At 48.5% G+C, this 19589-nt stretch carries 25 protein-coding genes and 1 tRNA gene; 18 read left to right on the top strand and 8 right to left on the bottom strand.

Annotated elements, in window-relative coordinates; all coding sequences use genetic code 11:
- Nucleotides 1-71: 71 nt before the first annotated feature.
- The 5 genes from CAP31_RS02670 (at nucleotide 72) to CAP31_RS02650 (ending at nucleotide 3234) form a co-directional block, all read left to right on the top strand.
- Nucleotides 72-299: an AlpA family transcriptional regulator gene (locus CAP31_RS02670; RefSeq protein ID WP_087446121.1), complete on the top strand. Its 228-nt coding sequence runs from the start codon at nucleotides 72-74 to the stop codon at nucleotides 297-299.
- Nucleotides 296-760 carry a hypothetical protein gene (locus CAP31_RS02665; protein WP_087446120.1) on the top strand — a complete coding sequence of 155 codons (465 nt, stop codon included), beginning with the start codon at nucleotides 296-298 and terminating at the stop codon, nucleotides 758-760. The genes CAP31_RS02670 and CAP31_RS02665 overlap by 4 nt, the downstream gene beginning before the upstream one ends.
- Before the next feature lie 85 nt (nucleotides 761-845).
- Nucleotides 846-1487, top strand: a complete 642-nt coding sequence (locus CAP31_RS02660; protein WP_189836632.1) for a hypothetical protein — start codon at nucleotides 846-848, stop codon at nucleotides 1485-1487.
- Complete coding sequence (locus tag CAP31_RS02655) at nucleotides 1396-2073, top strand: hypothetical protein (protein ID WP_157662632.1); 678 nt, start codon at nucleotides 1396-1398, stop codon at nucleotides 2071-2073. The genes CAP31_RS02660 and CAP31_RS02655 overlap by 92 nt, the downstream gene beginning before the upstream one ends.
- A 117-nt stretch (nucleotides 2074-2190) precedes the next feature.
- The gene (locus CAP31_RS02650; RefSeq protein WP_087446117.1) at nucleotides 2191-3234 is read left to right on the top strand and encodes an IS481 family transposase; all 1044 of its coding nucleotides are present in this window, start codon (nucleotides 2191-2193) and stop codon (nucleotides 3232-3234) included.
- Nucleotides 3235-3400: 166 nt separating this feature from the next.
- Here CAP31_RS02650 and CAP31_RS02645 read toward each other — a convergent pair whose 3' ends face one another.
- From CAP31_RS02645 to CAP31_RS02635, 3 genes are read right to left on the bottom strand one after another with little or no spacing between them, the layout of a single operon-like run.
- Nucleotides 3401-3817 (bottom strand): hypothetical protein, encoded by a 417-nt coding sequence (locus CAP31_RS02645; protein WP_087446116.1) that lies wholly within the window; start codon nucleotides 3815-3817, stop codon nucleotides 3401-3403.
- Nucleotides 3818-3840: 23 nt separating this feature from the next.
- The gene (locus tag CAP31_RS02640) at nucleotides 3841-4080 is read right to left on the bottom strand and encodes a hypothetical protein (protein ID WP_087446115.1); all 240 of its coding nucleotides are present in this window, start codon (nucleotides 4078-4080) and stop codon (nucleotides 3841-3843) included.
- Nucleotides 4077-4538 carry a hypothetical protein gene (locus CAP31_RS02635; RefSeq protein ID WP_087446114.1) on the bottom strand — a complete coding sequence of 154 codons (462 nt, stop codon included), beginning with the start codon at nucleotides 4536-4538 and terminating at the stop codon, nucleotides 4077-4079. The genes CAP31_RS02640 and CAP31_RS02635 overlap by 4 nt, the downstream gene beginning before the upstream one ends.
- A 168-nt stretch (nucleotides 4539-4706) precedes the next feature.
- On the opposite strand from CAP31_RS02635, the gene CAP31_RS02630 reads away from it, so the two are divergent.
- The 12 genes from CAP31_RS02630 to CAP31_RS02575 all read left to right on the top strand — a co-directional run bounded on the left by CAP31_RS02630 (nucleotide 4707) and on the right by CAP31_RS02575 (nucleotide 14334).
- Nucleotides 4707-4946 carry a hypothetical protein gene (locus CAP31_RS02630; RefSeq protein WP_087446113.1) on the top strand — a complete coding sequence of 80 codons (240 nt, stop codon included), beginning with the start codon at nucleotides 4707-4709 and terminating at the stop codon, nucleotides 4944-4946.
- A complete protein-coding gene (locus CAP31_RS02625) occupies nucleotides 4943-5320 on the top strand; it encodes a hypothetical protein (protein WP_087446112.1) in 378 nt (125 codons plus the stop codon). Before CAP31_RS02630 ends, CAP31_RS02625 begins: the two co-directional genes overlap by 4 nt.
- A gap of 300 nt (nucleotides 5321-5620) precedes the next feature.
- The gene (locus CAP31_RS02620; RefSeq protein ID WP_087446111.1) at nucleotides 5621-5956 is read left to right on the top strand and encodes a hypothetical protein; all 336 of its coding nucleotides are present in this window, start codon (nucleotides 5621-5623) and stop codon (nucleotides 5954-5956) included.
- A gap of 35 nt (nucleotides 5957-5991) precedes the next feature.
- The gene (locus CAP31_RS02615; protein WP_087446110.1) at nucleotides 5992-7674 is read left to right on the top strand and encodes a type IV secretion system DNA-binding domain-containing protein; all 1683 of its coding nucleotides are present in this window, start codon (nucleotides 5992-5994) and stop codon (nucleotides 7672-7674) included.
- 238 nt (nucleotides 7675-7912) lie between these two features.
- The gene (locus CAP31_RS02610) at nucleotides 7913-8092 is read left to right on the top strand and encodes a hypothetical protein (RefSeq protein WP_087446109.1); all 180 of its coding nucleotides are present in this window, start codon (nucleotides 7913-7915) and stop codon (nucleotides 8090-8092) included.
- Between the two features lie 451 nt (nucleotides 8093-8543).
- On the top strand, nucleotides 8544-8741 hold the full coding sequence (locus CAP31_RS14730) for a hypothetical protein (protein WP_157662631.1): 198 nt from the start codon (nucleotides 8544-8546) through the stop codon (nucleotides 8739-8741).
- A 41-nt stretch (nucleotides 8742-8782) separates the two neighbouring features.
- On the top strand, nucleotides 8783-12154 hold the full coding sequence (gene mobF / locus CAP31_RS02600) for a MobF family relaxase (RefSeq protein WP_087446107.1): 3372 nt from the start codon (nucleotides 8783-8785) through the stop codon (nucleotides 12152-12154).
- Between the two features lie 194 nt (nucleotides 12155-12348).
- The gene (locus CAP31_RS02595; protein ID WP_087446106.1) at nucleotides 12349-12807 is read left to right on the top strand and encodes a hypothetical protein; all 459 of its coding nucleotides are present in this window, start codon (nucleotides 12349-12351) and stop codon (nucleotides 12805-12807) included.
- On the top strand, nucleotides 12804-13040 hold the full coding sequence (locus CAP31_RS02590; protein ID WP_087446105.1) for a hypothetical protein: 237 nt from the start codon (nucleotides 12804-12806) through the stop codon (nucleotides 13038-13040). Before CAP31_RS02595 ends, CAP31_RS02590 begins: the two co-directional genes overlap by 4 nt.
- A 6-nt stretch (nucleotides 13041-13046) precedes the next feature.
- On the top strand, nucleotides 13047-13439 hold the full coding sequence (locus CAP31_RS02585) for a hypothetical protein (RefSeq protein ID WP_087446104.1): 393 nt from the start codon (nucleotides 13047-13049) through the stop codon (nucleotides 13437-13439).
- Between the two features lies 1 nt (nucleotide 13440).
- Nucleotides 13441-13938: a glycine zipper 2TM domain-containing protein gene (locus tag CAP31_RS02580; RefSeq protein ID WP_087446103.1), complete on the top strand. Its 498-nt coding sequence runs from the start codon at nucleotides 13441-13443 to the stop codon at nucleotides 13936-13938.
- 69 nt (nucleotides 13939-14007) lie between these two features.
- On the top strand, nucleotides 14008-14334 hold the full coding sequence (locus CAP31_RS02575) for a hypothetical protein (RefSeq protein ID WP_087446102.1): 327 nt from the start codon (nucleotides 14008-14010) through the stop codon (nucleotides 14332-14334).
- A 506-nt stretch (nucleotides 14335-14840) separates the two neighbouring features.
- Here CAP31_RS02575 and CAP31_RS02570 read toward each other — a convergent pair.
- The gene (locus tag CAP31_RS02570; protein ID WP_087448226.1) at nucleotides 14841-16079 is read right to left on the bottom strand and encodes an integrase arm-type DNA-binding domain-containing protein; all 1239 of its coding nucleotides are present in this window, start codon (nucleotides 16077-16079) and stop codon (nucleotides 14841-14843) included.
- Between the two features lie 216 nt (nucleotides 16080-16295).
- Nucleotides 16296-16383, bottom strand: a tRNA-Ser gene (locus CAP31_RS02565).
- 211 nt (nucleotides 16384-16594) lie between these two features.
- Between CAP31_RS02565 and CAP31_RS02560 the strand changes: the two genes are divergently transcribed.
- Nucleotides 16595-18133: a hypothetical protein gene (locus CAP31_RS02560; RefSeq protein ID WP_087446101.1), complete on the top strand. Its 1539-nt coding sequence runs from the start codon at nucleotides 16595-16597 to the stop codon at nucleotides 18131-18133.
- Nucleotide 18134: 1 nt separating this feature from the next.
- On the opposite strand, the gene CAP31_RS02555 is transcribed toward CAP31_RS02560, so the two are convergent.
- Genes CAP31_RS02555 through truB form a run of 3 tightly spaced genes read right to left on the bottom strand, consistent with a single transcriptional unit; the run spans nucleotide 18135 to nucleotide 19549 of the window.
- A complete protein-coding gene (locus CAP31_RS02555) occupies nucleotides 18135-18674 on the bottom strand; it encodes an NUDIX hydrolase (RefSeq protein ID WP_087446100.1) in 540 nt (179 codons plus the stop codon).
- A gap of 9 nt (nucleotides 18675-18683) precedes the next feature.
- Nucleotides 18684-18833, bottom strand: a complete 150-nt coding sequence (locus tag CAP31_RS15275; protein ID WP_369802429.1) for a tRNA pseudouridine(55) synthase TruB — start codon at nucleotides 18831-18833, stop codon at nucleotides 18684-18686.
- Entirely contained in the window at nucleotides 18782-19549 is a 768-nt protein-coding gene (truB, locus tag CAP31_RS02550) for a tRNA pseudouridine(55) synthase TruB (RefSeq protein WP_369802428.1), read from the bottom strand. Before truB ends, CAP31_RS15275 begins: the two co-directional genes overlap by 52 nt.
- Nucleotides 19550-19589 lie beyond the last annotated feature (40 nt).

Below are 19589 nucleotides of genomic sequence, written 5' to 3'. Positions count from 1 at the left end.
AGGCGCGATTGGCGCTGATCACACTTTCAAACAAATTCAGCACCTCGCGTCTCAACATGTGAGGACGCATCATGAATTTATGCAAATTTTTAGACGTCGAGTTTTTGAAACCTGAGGACGTTCTTAAAAAACTAAAAATCAGTCAAGCAAAACTTTATAGGTTGGTCAAAACGCACCAATTCCCACCGCCAGTCAAAATCGGTACGGCAAACCGTTGGCTGGCAAGCGACCTGGAGGCTTACCTGTCCGCGCAAATTGCTGCGACAAGAAGCGATACTGAGACTGAGGCGTCAGCATGAAAATCACCACAAGCGCAATCTTGGCAGCATATCCTCCACGTGGCGAGGCTTTTTACGTAATGCACGCGCCATTTATTAATAAACTCATAAGATTAAATCTCACAACTGAAAACGATGTTTTGTCAACAATTTGGATACTTTGTGAGGAACTTCGGCTCACTTTACCAGAGCTAGCCAAAGAAATCGGGGTCAGAAAAATAGACGGGGTTTGGTGTTCAGTTGATCCTGTTCACGGACACGCCATAAGCCTTGCAGATATTGAAGAACAAGGCTTTGACTTGATCAATGAACGTGAAGAATACACTGATGAAGAACAAGTTGAACTGCCGCCAGGTGTTATCACAAACCCTCGCGAACTAGCAAACAGACTTGGTGTGAGCGTTCGGCGTGCTCAGCAAATCATGCAGGCGAAGATCGCAGATTTAAAATCAGGTGACGATTTGTTTGGGTTGATGGTGTGATGGTGTGACGATGGAAAATACAACAGCGTCAATCAAAAAGAGACATGAAAACGTCAGCGTCTCGACCAACCTCATCGAGTGGAAAATGTCCACGTCTTCAAGGGTCGTGACGATTTGGGCATTAACAAAGCCGGGGGATTGGGTTTTTTACATAACCCATATGTTGCGATCAGTTGGTATAAGTGACACTCAGTGGAGGCGGGTTAAAAAAGAGCTGATTGAGCACGGTTTTTTTATTCAGGAAAAAAAACGGACAGAAGAAGGGAAGATCGAATGGGTCAACACATTCACAGACGAACCACTATTTTTATTGACAGACAAAACCATACGTACAAAAACCACGAGCGGAAAAACCACGCGTGGTTTTGAAACGGGTAAAGATACTAATAATACTATTAATAAGGATATCTCTAGTAGCAAAGCGGCTACTGAAAAAAACCAATCACTGCATGGAATTCTTGTTAAAAACCAGCAAGACGTTGACAACATCAAGGGATTGGTAAGTAAATTCGGGCAGGAAAAAGTAGAGCTGGCAGCATCGCAAGTGCCGCCAGCTTTAGGGCAGGCATATCCATATCAAACAGTAGTGTACAAATTCCTAACCTCCAAAACCACAAATTTCAAAGGAAATCACAATGCAAACCACCAGCAAGACTTTAACACTTATTCAACCGAATCAAGCGCAGACTACGCACGAGAGGTATACGGACTCAGCTCAGAAGAATAAATCCGCGCTATCGTCAATTTTAAAAGACGCTGAATCTGTCGCTGATTTGATTTTACAGGAGATTATGTTGAGGTGGCCAGGACAAACAAAATCTTGGGACATCTCTAAAATGAAAAAAGCGTGGGGGCGGGGAATGGCTGAAGCCGGAGTTATTGACAATCGCAGAATGGGCGCGGCCTTAAGCCAGCTAACAGACAAGCGGTTCCCGCCTGACTTGGGTGCATTACTATCAACGGCAACCCAGCCAGTGAACGAATCAATGGCAGAAGCAGCACTAAATAAAATATATAAAGTGATTACATCACCATACACCCCACTATACCTTCTGACCAGAGAAGAGTATTACTGCATTAAAAAAATAGATGTGTGGGAGTTAAAGCACGCTCCGAATGGTCGTTTAAACCTGATTTTAAAAATTCAAGATATTTTAAATTATGCGATTAATCACCCTAACATACTGCCAGACGTGCCACCAAAGCCAGCTGGAACAATCGAGCAAAAGCCGAACACAACAGTAATTGAAGCCAAGAAAAAAGAAATGTTTGATATTTTAGGCATTAAGAAACTTCCGCTCCCAGCAAAATAACTTGTAGTAGTTCCGACTTGATCTGACAGTATGGCCTTGCCAAAGGTGAGGTTACCCGGTTTGATATAGGTGCGAATCTTTATCAAACAAAGCGCGCAAGCGCCAAGGAGTAACCCCATGAACAGTTTTCACCAAAACGTTATCAAACACAAGGTTGGCCTGCTGAATCTGGCTGCTGAACTCGGTAATGTGTCCCGCGCCTGCAAGGTGATGGGCTTTTCCCGCGATACCTTCTACCGTTATCAGTCGGCTATGGAAAACGGTGGTGTCGACGCCCTGATCGATGCTAATCGCAGAAAGCCGAACCACAAGAACCGGGTTGAAGAGGCCACAGAATTAGCGGTTGCCGCCTTCGCCCTGGAACAACCGGCATTTGGTCAGGTGCGCGTATCCAATGAGCTGCGCAAACGCGGCATCTTTGTTTCTCCCTCTGGTGTACGCTCTGTTTGGCTGCGGCGTGATCTCGAATCGTTCAAGAAGCGCCTGACTGCACTGGAACGGCATGTTGCTGAAACGGGCGAGGTGCTGACCGAAGCGCAAGTAGGCGCCCTGGAAAAGAAACAGGACGACGATGTGGCGCATGGCGAGATTGAAACGGCTCACCCAGGCTATCTCGGCAGCCAGGATACGTTCTATGTGGGCACCCTCAAAGGCGTCGGCCGGATTTACCAGCAGACCTTCGTTGACACCTATTCGAAGTGGGCAGCGGCCAAACTCTACACGACCAAAATGCCGATCACCGCAGCCGATCTGCTTAATGACCGGGTGCTGCCATTCTTCGCCGAGCAGAACATGGGGATGATACGCATCCTGACGGATCGCGGCACCGAATATTGCGGCAAACCGGAATCCCATGACTATCAGCTCTATCTGGCCTTGAATGACATCGAGCATACCAGGACCAAAGCCAATCATCCGCAGACCAACGGCATCTGTGAACGCTTCCACAAGACCATCCTGCAGGAGTTCTATCAGGTCGCGTTCCGGCGCAAGATTTACCGGTCAATCGCGGAGCTGCAAACGGATCTGGATGAATGGCTGGTTTATTACAACAATGACCGCACCCATCAGGGCAAGATGTGCTGCGGCCGCACTCCGACGCAAACACTTATTGACGGAAAGGAGGCATGGCACGATAAAATCACCACATTGAACAACTGAATCTGAACTGACAGCTGCATCTGTCAAACCGGGGAACTGTCAGATCAGATCGCGACTACTACAAATAACTAACCTGTTCTTGCGATTCAGCTTTCTGCGAGTGGTGTCGATAATGGCATCGACACCATCGCTTCTATATCAAACCCGGATACCTAATTCTGATTGCTCACAACTCCAGCAGTACCCACCCATTCTCAGTATTGTGAAGATATAGCTTGTCACTAACGAGCAACGTATCACCTGCATGATAGACCTGATGTTCCGCAAGATTAACATGCCAGTCCGGTATGCCAACTGTAAATTTACTATGAAGATGTTTGCCCTGTTCAGAATAATTCACAAAGCATGTTTTATTAAGCTTTAATTCAGCTTCATAATACATTTCATACGCAGGAGCACCCATAAAATCAGTATTTGCACCATTAGTTTTTTTGAAACTCTTAATGATTGCGCACTGTGAAACTGCATATTGCTTATCAAACCCTTCCTTACCATCTTTTTCGCTTGGCTTACTATCTCCGCAACCAGCCAAAGAAATGGCCCCCAGAGCGACCAGAACCACCGCAATTCGTTTTTTTATCATAACCCCACCCTACCCCCCCCTATTTACCCAATCAAAAAATGCATTACACGCGCATTTTCATACAGCTTGTTTAAAAATTTCTCGAAATCCAACCCCAGGCGCTTCATTGTCATCCGAAAGCTGGTTTGTTCAAGCGCCTTTTCTTCGTCAAAGATGTCATCAAACACCCATTTCAGATACGGCGCAGCTTCTTCATCAGTTCCTTTAAGAATGGCTGTCTGAGCGGCACGCAGCCGTTTAAAATCATTTTGTTCGGCGTTCATTGCATGTATCCTTCTATCCCAGCTACTTTTTTGTTTTTTCCTCTGCTGAAGACTGAAAATCCAGAAAAGAATTTCTTAATAACCAAAATAACGGATAACGCCAGCATGGATACCACGAACCAGCCTAGCGCATGGATGTAACCAGGAACATGATTTTCTGGGTTTGCCATATTACCGCCGATAAACAACAACACAAAAAAACCAACAAATTCTTCCAACTTTTTTTTGAAAGTGCTTTGAGCAATTTCAGATTCTCGTCTTTGCTTGGCTGCTTCAGTATCAAGCCGCTCCAGTTCAGCAACGCTCATATTAGCGAGGATGCGTTCTTTGCGCTCCCGGACCTCCCTGGCTTTTTGCTGTAAAAATGCATGGTCTTCCTGGCTGCGATAGTGGTAATAAAGCGCTCCTGCCTCATCGTCGCCATTGCCCACCCTCTCTAGAAAAGCATTTTGGTCCATTTTTCGACTCCTAAAAATATCAACACACGCAACGTTAAAACATTTTCACTTGCTGGTTATCACGATGTCAATCCCTTTCATACAGCCCAAAATTTCGCATCTGTTACATATGCATTAACCAAAGTTTTTGGTTGTCATTATCAAACTTCACCCGAAAGGAAAATCACCATGAGCGTTAATGTACTCATCAAAAAACGTGATCAGCTAAATCAGAAAATCGCTGATTACCAAAAATCAGAAAAACGTAAAATCGCAGTTGCCAATATTGCGCATAAAGCGGGGATTCTAAATCTTCCAGATGACTTTCTGAAAACTGCGTTTGAACAGATTGCGTTATCTTATCAAAGCGGAATTAACGCAGAATCGCAAAACGTTAGTTCTCAATTTCCCCAAGGCGATCAATCATGATTAAAGTTGATCACGTAAATAACTTAAAACTGAACATTAAAATTTTAGCCTGGCTAATTTTTATCGGATATTGCGCAGGTACATTTATTGGTTTTAAGATCGAAGCCTATAAGCATAATTTCAACTTTGACTTGTTTGCCGCATCGTTATTTTTTTATCTGCCGATAGATTCAAACTTGACTGTTTGGCTGGCTAATCACTTACCAGAATCAATACATGCCACATTGATAAATTTCAATCTTCACCTAATCGCGGATTATCAATTTGAGCATCAACTCATATTCATAATTTACCCACTCGTCACTATCATCATTTTCACGTTTGCGTTTTTAACGGCATCAAGAAACAGATCAGCCACCAACATTAAAACCTAAATAAGGTCGTTCCGTTTCACTACACTTTCCTGCCTCCCTAAAAACCATAGGGAAGCAGGCACACATTACGCATGTGTATGCAAACCGTTCAAACCCTTGCCGCTCCTGGCTCATAGCCCAAAAGCACCCAAACTAGAAAAGTGCTTTTGTGCACTATCGAAATGAAGCTACAAGTCAGTAAACATAGGCGAAAGCATCTGAAATCAAAGTATATCTCACAATCCGCCAAATTTCGCATCATGTACATATAGATTAACTGGTCAACCTGACCCGTTTTATAAACTTAATGGAGTGCCAAAAATGAGCAAACAACTTTATATCCGTGTGTCAGATATTGAGTTTTCACAAGTTCAGGAACTTGCAAAAAGCGCGGGATTGCCTTTAGCGACATTCGTAAAAACGCGCTATGAAATCGGAAAAGAAAATGCGCAGAACATGCAGAACTTTGAAGCACAGATGCTAATAAACCGCGAGCTTTTCAGACTGGCCGCAACGAGTATTCACATCCTCTATAAACTTTCGCCAGCAGATAAACGCGCAGAGATTTTAGACAAAGCGAAGCAAGACGCCATCAATCAAACATCAACTTTTTTTGATGGTGACAGCACAGGAAACGAATCAGAAATCAGCGAATAACCAATCCGATTTTGCATAATCAAGGAGCAAATAAAATGTTCGAATCCATCTACACAATAATTTTTGTCATTGCTGTTTTGTCATTAATCGCCGCACGGATTTATATCTATTCGGCAGATAATATGAAATTCAAATTATTCATTATCCCGACAGTTGCAAGTCTGATTTTCAGCATTAACCCGGCAAACCACAATGCATTTTTTAGCAGCTGGCTTGGTTACTTTGCAGCCGTATTTATCTTCATGAGCATTTGGGAATTTGCGATAAAGGAACATATTGCCAGTTGGCTGGATGCGGCAGATAGCGACCCTAATCATGTGCGTGGCTCGTCAATCTCCAGTCATAGCAAAGTGATAAAACAAATGCGCAAAGCAGGTGTGACGGCTGATTTAAGTCTTGCTGGCGTGCCAGTTCCAGACAATCTTGAACCCTATCATTTTCTGTTCGCAGGGGCGACAGGCACGGGTAAATCCGTTGCTTTCATAGAAATGCTGGACAAAATCAAAGCGCGTGCCAATCCAACAGAAAAAGTGATTTGCGTGGATTCCGGCGGCGGATTTTACAGCCGATACGCTAACAACTTAACTGACCCTATCCTGTTCAATCCGTTTGATGCGCGTTCAGTCAGTTGGTCACCATTCGCTGAAATGCGCTACCCGTGGGATGCAGACAGCATGGCTAAATCCATCATCCCTGATATGCAGGGCGAAGCGGGGCAGTTCAGTGGCTATGCGCAAACCTTCCTGTCAGTCGTTTTGCTGAGGCTGTTTGAATCAGGACACGCCACCAACGCCGATCTGTTCCATTATGTTTGCGTATCCACTATTGAAAACCTGCGGATATTAGCCGCAGGCACACCCGCCGCGCCCCTCATGGCAGAGGGCAATGAACGGATGTTTGGAAGTGTGCGCGCCATTGCCGCCAGTGCAATACAGCCCTTTAACTACCTACCGCCGAAGGCGGGACGCGAAGCCTTTAGTTTCCGCCGATATGCGGAAAGCGAGGGCAACCAGTGGGCGTTTCTAACCTTCCGCGACGACCAGCTGCAATCATTAAAGCCCATCATTTCAGCGATTCTGGACGTTGTGAGCAAAGTTGTATTATCACAAGACCCAGATCCAACCCGCCGCACCTGGCTAATGATTGACGAGTGCGCCAGCCTCAATAAAATCGGATCGCTTGCTGACTTCCTGACGAAAGCCAGAAAATCAGGCGGATGTGCGGTAATCGGATTACAGAACATTGACCAGTTCCGAGAAAACTACGGGCATCAGGCGGCTAACGTATTGGTATCGTGTTTATCCAGTTGGCTGATTTTGCGGGTAATGGACGGTGAAACCGCAGAATATATGTCCAAGACACTTGGTGACCAGGAAGTTTGGCGCACGAGTGAAGGCAAAAGCCATGCAACCGGACTGGAATTTGAGGACAAAACATCCGAAAACACCAGCATCCAACGCCAGCGCACCATATTGCCCAGCCAAATACAGAACTTGCCAGAGCGTGAGGGCTATCTGGTGTTAGGCGGCGCTTACGATATTGTCAAAATTTCGCTAGATATACCCGCCGCATTGCCAGACCCAGCGCCACGCTTTGAGCCTGTAGCGTACATCCCGCAAGCCCAGCCCGCGCAACAGCAGGAAGAAGCGCCAGCCCCGATCAGCAATTCATACCTGCCTTTTGATCTGCCCGAAGACGACGATACCCCGCAAGTGTGACCATCATGCCCGCCGAAAATGGCGGGCATTGTCACCGCTCAAATTTCGCATCACGTACATATAGGGTAAGCACCTTTGCTTAACAACCAAATCAGGAGTTCGCAAAATGGAAAATTACGATAACGGCGTATTGCACATGTTACCAACCTTGGCTTTCTGTGTCGCAGGGTTCGCATTTATGGGCTGGATGTTTGGTTTGTGAGCCAGCGCATTATTAACTAAATCGAAAGGAAACATCATGTTCAAAATTGAAATGCCAGATTACATGCCAGCGAAGAACGAATGGGGCGCGAACAAGAAAACAGCCCTGTTTGTTGTCAAATTCGGTGCTAAATTAACTTTGCGAGTCGCGCTATTATTGGCGTTTTTCCCGCTTTACATGCTGAAGTATTTTTTGCTTTTAATCTCGAAAAGGTAATCAAATGCGTCCAGATCGTCCGTTTTGCCAGAACTGCACCGACATCATTTACGTCGCCATTATTGTGGGGTTAGTTGTTGGTGCAATCATCAAGATCGCTGATTTTTTCGGCTTTATCAAGTGAATGGCATGTCAATGGCGAAAGCAGAAGCCGCACGCGGAGCGCAACGCAGTGAGCACCGAACGGGTGAGCATTTCGGCGTAGCGCACCATTGACAGGACAGTAACGGCCTAAGCTCTGGTAAGGGTGTGGGGTTGTTGTTTAACCCCGCACCCTTGCCTATATGGCGAATATTGGGGTTTGGGGCGACGCCCCAAGGTGTTCATGCAATCATGATATCCGATAGCTGCCCCGATACCCCGATAGTCGCACCAATCTTACGCCGCCATATTTCGCATGGGTTCCATATAGGTTAAGCACTTTTGCTTATAACCAAAAGGAACATGCACCATGCAAACCCTACCCACACCAGCAACCCCAACCAAGCCAGCTACACGCCTCGCCAAAGCAAAAGAAATGCTGCTAACAGCCTGGTCAATCATCAACGTGTTAGCTGTCGCATTTGCGCTGTTTGTCTTCGCCTTGTGTCTAATCATCATGTTTTCACCTTCTGACTGGCTACCCGCTGCGTTCACTGTCATTCACTAAAAGCCAATGCAGTTTCACTACCAATAAGAAAGGAATCAGCCATGATTAGTTGCACCCACTTCAAATCCGCCAAAGGCGCAGCAGGTTACTTAACAAAAGAGCAAAATGGCACACAACCAGATAAAGCGCGGGGTGAGTATTACGCCGACGACCAGGTTAGAAGCACATGGGGCGGCGAAGGTGCAGCCTTAGCAGGATATGAACTTGGCGGCAGCGTTTCCGCTGCCGATCTGCATAAAGTCCTGTCTGGTCAATTCCGCGAACCTGCAAACAACAACGCAGAACGGCAGCTAGGCAGGATAGATGCAGAAGGCAAGATAGACCACCGCGCAGGCATGGACTTTACCTTTAGCGCCCCCAAATCCATCTCAATCGCGGCTGAAATATACGACAGCACAGGCATCCGCGCCGCTCACGAAGCCGCCGTAAACGCGGCCATGAACTATCTGGAATCAAACTGCGCACAAACCCGCGCCAACGGGCAAATGGTGCAAACGCAAAATCTTGTGTATGCCAGATTTGAGCACAGCCTGACCCGCGAGCTAGACCCCAGCACGCACACGCATGTTGCCATTGCCAATGTCACCTACCACAACGGCAAGGCTTACAGCTTATCAAACGAAGCCTTATTGAATAACCGCGCAACCGCCGACCAAATCTACAAAAACGAATTAGCGGCAGAACTGCAAATGCGCGGCTATCAGATTGAATTCGACAAGTACGGAAATCCCGAGTTAATGGGTATCACAGTCGAACAACGTGCAGAATTCAGCAACCGCAGCCAGCAAATCGACGATTATCTTAAAGCCAAAGGCATAGACCCAGACCGCGCAACCAACAAGCAGCGCGAGGTTGCCTGTCTGGCGACCCGTGCCGCCAAATCAGCACCGGAATCCGCCGCGCAACAGCGGGCGCAATGGCTGGAACGCGCAACAAGCATCAACTTGAAAGAGCCATTACCCCGTATCAGCCAAGCACAGGCATATACACTGAACGCGGGCAAGGAAGCCGTTGCTTCTTCAATTGCGCACCTTGCAGAACGTGAAGCCGCATTCAGCCAAAAAGAGATTTATGCCAACGCTGCTAAATTCAGCGAGGGGCGGGCAACCTATAGCCAGATACGCGCAGCGATAATCAAGGCAGAGCGCAACGGCGAGCTGATCCATCGTGCCGACGGCAAGCTAACCACCCTTGCAGCGACGGCCTCAGAACAAGCCCTGGCCGCACGCCTTGAGGCTGGCAAAGACGCGCATCAAGCCGTGATGACGCCGCAGGCATTCGACAAGGCATTGGCTAACTTTGAGCGTGACAAAGGCTTTGCCCTCACGGAAGAACAGCGGGCAGCCGCCAGCATGATACTAACGGGCAAGGATGCACATGCTGGCGTGCAAGGCTTGGCAGGCACGGGCAAAACCACCATGCTAGAATTTGTGCGCGTAGCCGCAGAAAGCCAAGGCTGGACAGTAACCGGCTTTTCCAATGGCGCAAACCAAGCTCAAAAGATGCAGCAGGAAAGCGGCATCCAGACCACCACAACCGCCAGCTACCTGCTATCGCAAGCCAAGGCACAGCGTGACCAGCAACGCGCCGCCGCAGCCCTCAAAACCTTTGAGGCAGGCATCAAACCAAATCTGGCAAAACTGGAAGAACAGGTGAGCAATGGCGAAGCCGTCAAAGAGTATGACAGCGCGGGCAATGCCTACATCATCGACAAAGCAGGCAACACCCATGCACTTGCCTTGCACGCCACCAGCAACAGCACCACGAGCCACAACATCAACCATCTAGGCTTGACTCAGAGCAAATACCAGATTGTTAACAGCAAGGGGCTGGCGGGCATCGTGGGCATGACCACCGTTATTAAAACGGGCGGTAGCTTGAAAAATGAAGCCGCAGGTGCAATCAGGGACAGCATCAAATCTCACAATTTCGCTGCTCGTTTGGCTAAAAGCGTAATTAGCAAAGCCGAAGGTTGGAAGCAAGCAGGCACGTTAGAGAGTACGGCAGCACGAATCAAAATTGCGGTAGAAAATCGTGCGCACCATAGCCAAGCCCTTACCGACCTCAAACAACAGGCGGAAATCAAGCCCGTGCATGAATTGCGTATCATGGACGAAGCATCCATGAGCGGGCAGAAAGAATTCGCCAGCGTAGCACACACAGCAGACAGCGCAGGCGCAAAGCAAATCTATTTAGGTGACAAGCTCCAGCACCAATCCGTTGAAGCAGGCGCAGCCTTTGAGCAAGCGCAGAAGCACATGCCTGTATCTAACCTGGAACAGATTAGCCGCCAAAAAACCGACCACGCAAAGGCAACGGTTAAGCACATACTGGACAACAAGCACGCGGAAGCAATCAGAAGTCTGCCTTGCCACGAAGTCCAAAGCGAGCAAGCCAAGGTTAAAGCCCAATACCAGCAAAAGATAGCAGGCCTTGAAGCGAAGCAAGCCAGCCGCGAAAAGCTAACCGACCGTGAAAAATCCACCCTGCGCACCTACAAAGACGACATCAAGCAAGCTGCACAAAAAGACAATATCGCCGTTATCAAAGACCTTGCCAAAGATTACGCCGCGCTTTCACCCAAAGAGCGCGCTGAAACCCTCGTCATAACAGCGACCAATACAGACCGGGCCAGCATCAACGCTGAAATTCGCACGAACCTAAAAGCCGCTGGTGAAATCAAGGATAGCCGCATGGTGCAAGTGCTGGAGCGCAAAGACATGACCGCAGAACAAGCCAAACGCGCAGTCAACTACCAGCAGGGCGACATTGTTAAGTTCGGCAACGCTTACAAGAATCTAGGTTTGGAGCGTGGCGAGCTGGTAACAGTATTAAAGACTGATACGCGCACCAACACAATTACCGCCATGACCAGCAGGGGCAACACAGTGACTTATCAACCCGACCGCCACCAAGCCCAAGCCTATCAAGCTAAAGAGCGAGAACTAGGCATAGGCGACAAGATTAAATTTGCGGAAAACAACCGTAATTTTGACGTTAAGAATGGGCAAAGCGCGACCATAGAGCGAATTGACGGCGCAAGCCTGACGGTCAGGCTGGAAGGCGGCAAGACCAAAACCATCGACATGAGCAAGTACCAGCATATCGACCACGCCTACGCCTCAACCAGCCAAGCCGCACAAGGGCAGAGCGTAAAAATGACGTGGATTCATCATAATACAGAAGCGGGCAAGCATGGACAGCGTGAAGCGTATGTGAACGTCACCCGCGCTAAGATATACGTCAAGCTATACACGCAGGACAAAACCAAGGCCGCAGAGCAAGCAGGCGTACGAGTAGATAAAACAGCAGCCACACCAATCCCAACACCGCAGCCACAACCAACACCTGAATCAAAGCAACCTGATACAGCAGACAAAGCCAGAAGCCGCGACAACGATTACAGCCTATAACCCACTTACCCGCCTCACCAGCGGGTTTTTTACGCCTGCCTGATACCAGAACATCAACCGATTAAAAATAATCGCTCAAATTTCGCCTGATCAATCCGCTTGTTTTTTACTTTGCCATTCTTCGCGCCAAATTTCGCATCACGTACATATAGGGTAAGGCGATTTGCCTTGCTACCTTATAAAGGACTTTTATCATGGCTTTTCCATTTTTGATGTTGTTTTTTCCGTTGGCTTTAGCTGCAAAGGTTGCACAAGAGCCACCCACAGCAGCAGACCTTGGCGGCGCAGCTAATGCGCCAGTGGTATGTCAGACCACCACAGTCAAAAAAGAAGACTTCACTACCTTGCGTGACTTTGCTGCTTCGCAATCCATCAACGTGCCTGATGTGCCTATTCCAGCCACAGCATATTTGACACTTAGCGCGTACACGCCAGCAATGGGCTTGCTCTCGCTTCCAGTGTTTGCCGTTGATACGCTTAATCCATTTGGCTGGGCGACTATGCTACAGATGAAAGGCGATGGCGCAGGCTTGAAATGGACGGTTAACGATGCCGCCACCAACCATAAAGTCAGCTTGCGGGTGCTGGGCGATACGGTTGACCAGGACGGCAACCAGCTCGCTAACGTCAATGTGTGCAAGCTGGCGAAATGAGTGAGCTAAAGACCTTTACCGCCCGTCCGAAAGGGCGGGTGGTTTACCAAGCTGATATTGAAGCCGAAGACCTCGCAAGCGTGTATTTAATCCACCCGAACGGTGATGAGCAGCTTGTCTTTCAAGGATTGAAATGCCGCGCAGAACGCATTGAGCATGAAGCGAGAATAGCGCAGAAATCAGCAAATAACACCCAGTCACCCTGGCTATTTTGTATCTTAATTCAGGAGTAGAAAAACATGAGCAACGAAAACAATAATGATGCACCAGCTACAGCTCCCAAAACCCCCAACCCGCGTCTAAAAGTGGCGCTATTTTTTGCCGTCTTTATTCTGGCAGCAGGGGCGGGCTTTGTTGCTGGGCAGGCTTTTCAGGCAAACATCACCTACGCGCCAGAAGAGGCGAAGATTACCGCGATTCATCAAATGGACGGGTATTCATTGGTTGATGTTGTACCGTATGTGTTTAAACCCAATACGGAACAAGCAGTCCTTGTGACGCTGGGGAAAAACACTCAGCCGAAAATTGGGGATGCGGTCATATTGCCAGATTTTTGGCAGTGTGAGAAAGAGCGCTACCAAAATGGATGCGTAAGCGTAAAACATCATCGTGCAATTCTGGAGGGTAAATAAAATGTTCCCAACAAAAAAATCATTCGCGGTTTTGGCATTGCTGACCGCAACCGCACTAACCGCAGGATGCGCAGGCACTTATGGCACAAATGCCGTAGGCAGCGGTGACTATAACAGCCAGCAGGCGCGACAAGCGCAGCAGGTGGAGACTGGCACTGTCACCAGCTTCCGTTATGTCACCATCAACACCAGCACGACCACAAGCGCGGGTGTTGGTACTGGCGTGGGTGCACTGTTAGGCGGCGTGCTAGGCTCTCAGGTAGGCAGTGGTAACGGCAAAACCATTGCCAGCGCACTAGGTGCAGTTGGTGGTGGTTTAGCGGGCAATGCCGCAGAACACCAGATTAGCAATCAGCGCGGGATTGAAATCACCGTACGCATGGACAATGGACAGCTAAGAGCCATTAGCCAAGCTGTTGACGCCGAAACCTTCCGTGTCGGTGATCGTGTGCAGGTAATCGGTGGCATGTGGGGAGGCGTGGCGCGGGTGACGCATTAACAGCCAAATTTCGCAGCTTGTACATATAGGGTAAGGCAATCTGCCTTACCCATCTAAAGGATATACAAAATGGAAAACATAGAAAACGCAATTACCGATTACATCACAAAGAAAAAAATCGCACTGAATTTGACTGCCGACCTGGTTAAATCAATCGTTCCCGACTCACTAAAGGATACGAATGAAAACCACTGGATAAATGCTACGCAAAATTTCTTGGAGTGCGTGATCGAATATCTTCAAGACGCTGGTCAGTTGACCGCTGGAGAGTTGAAACGTTTTGCGCTTGATGCAGCACCGAAATCAATGAAGGGGTGTATTCCAGACCAGTACACAATGGATGAGCGGTATCTTGCAAGTATTCGCGCAATCATCTCAAGCAACAATCTGCTGTAATACACAATCTACCCGCCAACCCTATGCAGAAAATGGATTGGCGGTTTTCAAGAGCATTAAGCCCGCCAGAAATGACGGGCTTTTTTCTTGTGCAGGTGAACTGATTTAGTATATGAATAATATATGATTTGTTTAGTATATTATTAGTATAGTAATTAACCGCGCTGGACTCAAAACTAATGAATGGTATATGGATATGGCGACGTACTGCAAAAGGCCGCAGAACGCCACCACCAAGCAGCAAGCATGGTCGGCATATCTTATACCCCCAAGAAATGCCGACCACCAAGAACAAAGACCTTGGGGCGTTGCCCCAAACCCCAATCTCGCCGATAGGCATGGGGCGGGGTAAACACCAACCCCACCCCTTGCCTGAGCTTATGCCGTTACTGCCCTATCAATGGTGCGCTACGCCGAAATGCTCACCCGTTCGGTGCTCACTGCGTTGCGCTCCGCGTGCGGCTTCTGCTTTCGCCATTGACATGCCATTCACTTCAAAATAACCATTAAGCCCGCTTCAATTCCACAATATCCGCACTCGATCTAACCATGTCCAAATAGTCCGCCCATTTCTGCATAATGCCACGCCGTTCTTCCAGGTAGTTAGTGCGGACGTAAGCCGCCTCAGTCTGATTTTCAATCGCATGTGATAGCATCGCTTCCAGCACCTCGCGCCGGTATCCCATTTCACCCAAAATAGTACGCGCTAGACTTCGAAATCCATGCCCCGTCATCCTGCCCTTATAGCCGATGGTTTCAATAATTTTCAATATCGTATTTTCACTGATAACCCTCCCGTGCGTATTTCGATTCGGAAATACAAAATCACCACCGCCAGTAATTGGGAAGAGTGTGCGCAATATCGCTATAACTTGAGATGATAGCGGTACGGTGTGAGCCTTGCGCTTGCCATGCTTGCCTTTGCGCCCCTGCTGTTCTTCAGGGATCACCCACAACCCTGCATCAAGGTCAAAATCGCACCATTTGGCAAAGCGCACTTCACTGGTACGGGTTGCGGTCAACATAACCAGCTTGAAAGCCGATATTGCAATTGGTGATACTTTGTCCAAACTCTCATAGGTCGCAACCGCACGCAAGAAAACGGGCAATTCCGCAGGAGCAATACATTTAAAATTTATTGTCTTTGGGCGCTCGACCAACGCGATTCTAATATCTGCAACAGGATTGTATTTAGCTCGCCCTGTCGCGATCGCGTACTTGAATACTGCGCCGATTGATTGCCCTAACCTGTCACGGGTTTCGTAATTCTTACGTTCTTCCAAATCGCGCAATACAGCAACGACATCCAGAGGCTCAATCTCACTGATCGGCCTATCACCAAGCTTTGGAAAAGCATAGCGCTCTAAATTAAGTAACCACTGCTTGGCGTGACCTTCCGTCCATGTTGGCACTTTGATTGGGTGATACTCCAACGCGATACTCTTAAAGCTGTTTGTAACTTCCGCTATTGTAGTTTGCCTGGCGGCTTTCTTGGTTCCGCAAGGATCAACACCATTTTTTATCTGCTTGCGTGCCTCTTCACGCCGCTCTCTGGCTTCAACCAAAACCACATCAGGGTAAACACCAAGGGCTAAAGTTTTGCGCTTGCCATCAAAACGGTAATCAAGTCGCCAGTATTTACCGCCATTCGGATGAATGAGTAGATACAAACCACCGCCATCACTCAATTTCTGCGGTTTATCGGTTGCCTTAGTTTTACTTACCTTAACCGCAGTGAGTGTCATTAATATCCCTTTTATGACGGTATATTTCAATTTGACGGTATATTCCCTTATACCGTGACGGTACAAATGGAAATATACCGTCATTTGCCGTGGGATTCAATGACACCATTTGACAACGAATGAATGTAAAAAAACCCGCAAATCCTTACAGATAGCGGGTTTAATTAGTTTTTTGATACTGTTTGAAACCGTTTGAAAACGATCAAATACCAGTCCTGGCGGAGGCTGTGAGATTCGAACTCACGGAAGGTTGCCCTTCGGCAGTTTTCAAGACTGCTGGTTTAAACCACTCACCCAAACCTCCATGTCTGTTACGACAGACGCGCATTTTAACCCAAAATTAATGATTCCACTACCACATTCATGATGCGTATTTCGTCACTTTATACTCATCTTTGTCAGCATCGCAAGGGAAAATGGGCTACGCATCGCAAGAAACATCAATAAATCATATCCATCATGGCTGGTATGATATGTGCTCAGACAGCACATGCAAAAAAACAATGCCACCGCGAATGCTAAATGAATTATTCGACAAATTCCGCATAAAAATTGCTCCAGCTGCCATTGCACCACTGGACAGCCTAAGCGCGACCCATAAATGGGTTGAGCAATTGCAGGGAATGCATGAATACGAAGCACACCAGCACGTCGTCACCTTATTGGGCGCCTACAATCGGTCAAAAACGCCATTCGACGTTCAGCGCTTGCACATACTCGCCGCCATAGAACATTTCGGTTCCAAGCTGCAACACGGTCTCATTACCCAGTTTCTGAAAAATCACGCCGATTACAAATATGCAGGCAAGTCGCTGTGGCAGGAAATCGTGGCGTTTTATTGGCAACTTGCCCAGGCTTACCACGATTTGACCAGCTCGGTTCTACTGCAGAAAAAACCCCTGGCTTCTGTGCTGCCAACCCTGGTTCTGCGAGCATTACATTATCAAGGAAAACTGATTCAATGGCGTTATTTGCGCTATGAGTTGCCCACACCGCAAATCTGGCATACGTTGCACAAACTCTACAGACTTGCTGAACAGCACGGCTTTGCGTCGCAAAGCATGGTGCTTAAGGGCAGCGCCTATTGCAGCTGCGAACAGGCTTATGCACGCATACTGCTTCTGCATCTGATGCGCCCCGTTGGTCTGACGCCGAACGAAATCGAACTTGCCGCCTACTGGGCGTGGAAATGGAGGGAATCCATCAGCCTGAGCAAGACTCTCGATCCCAGTCAGCACACCCATTGCGTTGCCTTATCGGACAGCCTGCCGCCGCAGCCACTCAATGGCCAGACCGTTATGCCGGACTCCGTGCGTTACTGGTCAATCAATGGCGTGCTTGCCCTTATGCAGGGGATTCCTCCAGATTCCAATGGCCATTCCAGGCTCATCAAGCTGTATGGCATACCATTTGAGGACAACCCGGATGCGCTATTGCAACATATCCACAGCAAACTGGCGAGCAATACAACGCTGGGTGACACCCTGGTTTTCGACATGCCGGCCACAGTAAATGTCAGTTACGGAAGAAAAAACATCACCGATGGACTACGCAATCCCGGCACAGGTGCGCCTATTACCGCCTATTATCAGGCCACGGGGCATCCCAGCGAAGCCTATTATCGGCTGAGCATAACTACCGGCCGCTTCAATCGCGAAATCAGGGCGCATGGTCTATTAATCAGCTACGACGAAAACATAAAGCAGGTGCAGACACTGGCGGCAATACGCTGGCTGGAAGAATCAGCCAGCTCGACCATTACACTGGGGATGGAACGCCTGGGATTTGCCCCGCAGCTCGTCCGGCTATACCCTGTTCAGGATGCCGCCGGCATGAGTCCTGCCCTGGATCCGGCAGTTGAATCCGGATTCACGGGAATCGCCGAGACACACGGTTCGACGCTGGTGAGTTTCGAGCCGATGCAGCATAAATATTTCGATATGCGTGAAGGCAGCTATATCTATCGCATCCGTATCCAGAATTTGCTGGAGCAAAAGCCGGAATGGCTACGCGTCCAGTTTGTCCGACTGACACGGCGCTTCCAACCTGAATGATTTAGCGGTTGCGCCGTTCCACGTCGCCGATATGGAATCCGAACTCGCCCTTGCGGCGATCTTCGAAATATTGCCGCAGCGTCTTTTCTATGGTCAGGAAAGCGATCTCGTCCCAGGGAATTTCCTCTTCGCTGAATAGCGCGACTTCCAGGCTTTCCTCACCAGCAGCGAAATCCAGATCCAGCAACCTGGCGCGGAACATCAGATATACCTGACTGATGTAAGGCAAATTATAAAGCGTAAACAAATGCGAGATTTCCACGCGTGCGCCAGCTTCTTCCAGCGTTTCACGCATGGCGCCTTGCAACGTGGTCTCACCGTTTTCCATAAAGCCGGCGGGCAATGTCCATTTACCGTACTGCGGTTCGATGGCGCGTTTGCATAACAGTATCTTGTTCCCCCACTCCGGCAAACAGCCGACCACCATTTTGGGATTCTGATAATGAATGGTATTGCAGTCCGAGCATACGAAACGCAAACGATTATCTCCAGCCGGCACACTTTCATTTACCGGGCTGCCGCATTCACAACAAAATTTCATGCCTGCTCCTCAAAACGGCTTAAACCGCATTAAACGCCGCGGCACAATCGCGCCATCAGACTCCAGGTTCACCAATCCCAGAAATAGCCCATGATGATAAACGCGCATCAGTCCTGTTTCAACGATATCTTCCCGGCAGTATGGACGCTGCCCCTGCAACAGGGATTTTGCAGCCGCTGCGTCGATTTCCAGTCGCGGCAAATAACCGACCAGGCCGTCCGCCGGAAGTAATCGCGCATCACGCTGTGCAGCAGCGTCCTGCTCCAACTGGGCCAGCGTAACGGCATCGGCCAAATCGACCCCCCGCTCGCCAGCCGCGTCAATCGGGTCAAATGTGCGCCGCAACCCAGCATATGACCAATATCTTCTGCCAAAGTGCGAATATAAGTTCCCGCACTGCAAGTCACGTCAATGACCAGCGTATTCCCGCCAAATTCCAGGATATCGATGCTGCGTATGAGGACAGGCCGGGCCGGGCGCTCGATGGTAATGCCGGCGCGTGCATATTCATACAAGGGCTTGCCTTGATGTTTCAATGCAGAATACATGGGTGGAGTTTGCATGATATTACCGACGAAACCGGCAACCACATGCGTAACCTGATCGGCCATTACATCCACTGCGCAGGTTTCCAGCACTTCCCCTTCGGGATCGCCGGTAGTCGTGGTTACCCCGAGCTGCAAGACTGCACGATAGCGCTTATCCGCTTCAAGCTGATATTGGGAGAATTTGGTGGCCTCACCGAAACACAGGGGCAGCAGACCATCGGCAAAGGGGTCGAGCGTACCGGTGTGGCCGGCCTTTTCAGCCTGATACAGACGTTTGGCGATCTGCAAAGCCGTATTGGAAGTAATACCGACCGGTTTATTCAGCAATAAAACCCCGTCAATGGGGCGTTTAATGCGTTTAACCTGA

The organism is Sulfuriferula sp. AH1 (genome assembly GCF_002162035.1).
Lineage (GTDB): Bacteria > Pseudomonadota > Gammaproteobacteria > Burkholderiales > Sulfuriferulaceae > Sulfuriferula.
This window is presented reverse-complemented; position numbering and strand designations above follow the sequence as displayed.

What these genes read in the sequence shown, in the direction of transcription:
- CAP31_RS02670 (WP_087446121.1), top strand. Translation starts at nt 72, where the DNA reads ATGAATTTATGCAAATTTTTAGACGTCGAGTTTTTGAAACCTGAGGAC.
- CAP31_RS02665 (WP_087446120.1), top strand. Translation starts at nt 296, where the DNA reads ATGAAAATCACCACAAGCGCAATCTTGGCAGCATATCCTCCACGTGGC.
- CAP31_RS02660 (WP_189836632.1), top strand. Translation starts at nt 846, where the DNA reads ATGTCCACGTCTTCAAGGGTCGTGACGATTTGGGCATTAACAAAGCCG.
- CAP31_RS02655 (WP_157662632.1), top strand. Translation starts at nt 1,396, where the DNA reads ATGCAAACCACCAGCAAGACTTTAACACTTATTCAACCGAATCAAGCG.
- CAP31_RS02650 (WP_087446117.1), top strand. Translation starts at nt 2,191, where the DNA reads ATGAACAGTTTTCACCAAAACGTTATCAAACACAAGGTTGGCCTGCTG.
- CAP31_RS02645 (WP_087446116.1), bottom strand. Translation starts at nt 3,817, where the DNA reads ATGATAAAAAAACGAATTGCGGTGGTTCTGGTCGCTCTGGGGGCCATT.
- CAP31_RS02640 (WP_087446115.1), bottom strand. Translation starts at nt 4,080, where the DNA reads ATGAACGCCGAACAAAATGATTTTAAACGGCTGCGTGCCGCTCAGACA.
- CAP31_RS02635 (WP_087446114.1), bottom strand. Translation starts at nt 4,538, where the DNA reads ATGGACCAAAATGCTTTTCTAGAGAGGGTGGGCAATGGCGACGATGAG.
- CAP31_RS02630 (WP_087446113.1), top strand. Translation starts at nt 4,707, where the DNA reads ATGAGCGTTAATGTACTCATCAAAAAACGTGATCAGCTAAATCAGAAA.
- CAP31_RS02625 (WP_087446112.1), top strand. Translation starts at nt 4,943, where the DNA reads ATGATTAAAGTTGATCACGTAAATAACTTAAAACTGAACATTAAAATT.
- CAP31_RS02620 (WP_087446111.1), top strand. Translation starts at nt 5,621, where the DNA reads ATGAGCAAACAACTTTATATCCGTGTGTCAGATATTGAGTTTTCACAA.
- CAP31_RS02615 (WP_087446110.1), top strand. Translation starts at nt 5,992, where the DNA reads ATGTTCGAATCCATCTACACAATAATTTTTGTCATTGCTGTTTTGTCA.
- CAP31_RS02610 (WP_087446109.1), top strand. Translation starts at nt 7,913, where the DNA reads ATGTTCAAAATTGAAATGCCAGATTACATGCCAGCGAAGAACGAATGG.
- CAP31_RS14730 (WP_157662631.1), top strand. Translation starts at nt 8,544, where the DNA reads ATGCAAACCCTACCCACACCAGCAACCCCAACCAAGCCAGCTACACGC.
- mobF (WP_087446107.1), top strand. Translation starts at nt 8,783, where the DNA reads ATGATTAGTTGCACCCACTTCAAATCCGCCAAAGGCGCAGCAGGTTAC.
- CAP31_RS02595 (WP_087446106.1), top strand. Translation starts at nt 12,349, where the DNA reads ATGGCTTTTCCATTTTTGATGTTGTTTTTTCCGTTGGCTTTAGCTGCA.
- CAP31_RS02590 (WP_087446105.1), top strand. Translation starts at nt 12,804, where the DNA reads ATGAGTGAGCTAAAGACCTTTACCGCCCGTCCGAAAGGGCGGGTGGTT.
- CAP31_RS02585 (WP_087446104.1), top strand. Translation starts at nt 13,047, where the DNA reads ATGAGCAACGAAAACAATAATGATGCACCAGCTACAGCTCCCAAAACC.
- CAP31_RS02580 (WP_087446103.1), top strand. Translation starts at nt 13,441, where the DNA reads ATGTTCCCAACAAAAAAATCATTCGCGGTTTTGGCATTGCTGACCGCA.
- CAP31_RS02575 (WP_087446102.1), top strand. Translation starts at nt 14,008, where the DNA reads ATGGAAAACATAGAAAACGCAATTACCGATTACATCACAAAGAAAAAA.
- CAP31_RS02570 (WP_087448226.1), bottom strand. Translation starts at nt 16,079, where the DNA reads ATGACACTCACTGCGGTTAAGGTAAGTAAAACTAAGGCAACCGATAAA.
- CAP31_RS02560 (WP_087446101.1), top strand. Translation starts at nt 16,595, where the DNA reads ATGCTAAATGAATTATTCGACAAATTCCGCATAAAAATTGCTCCAGCT.
- CAP31_RS02555 (WP_087446100.1), bottom strand. Translation starts at nt 18,674, where the DNA reads ATGAAATTTTGTTGTGAATGCGGCAGCCCGGTAAATGAAAGTGTGCCG.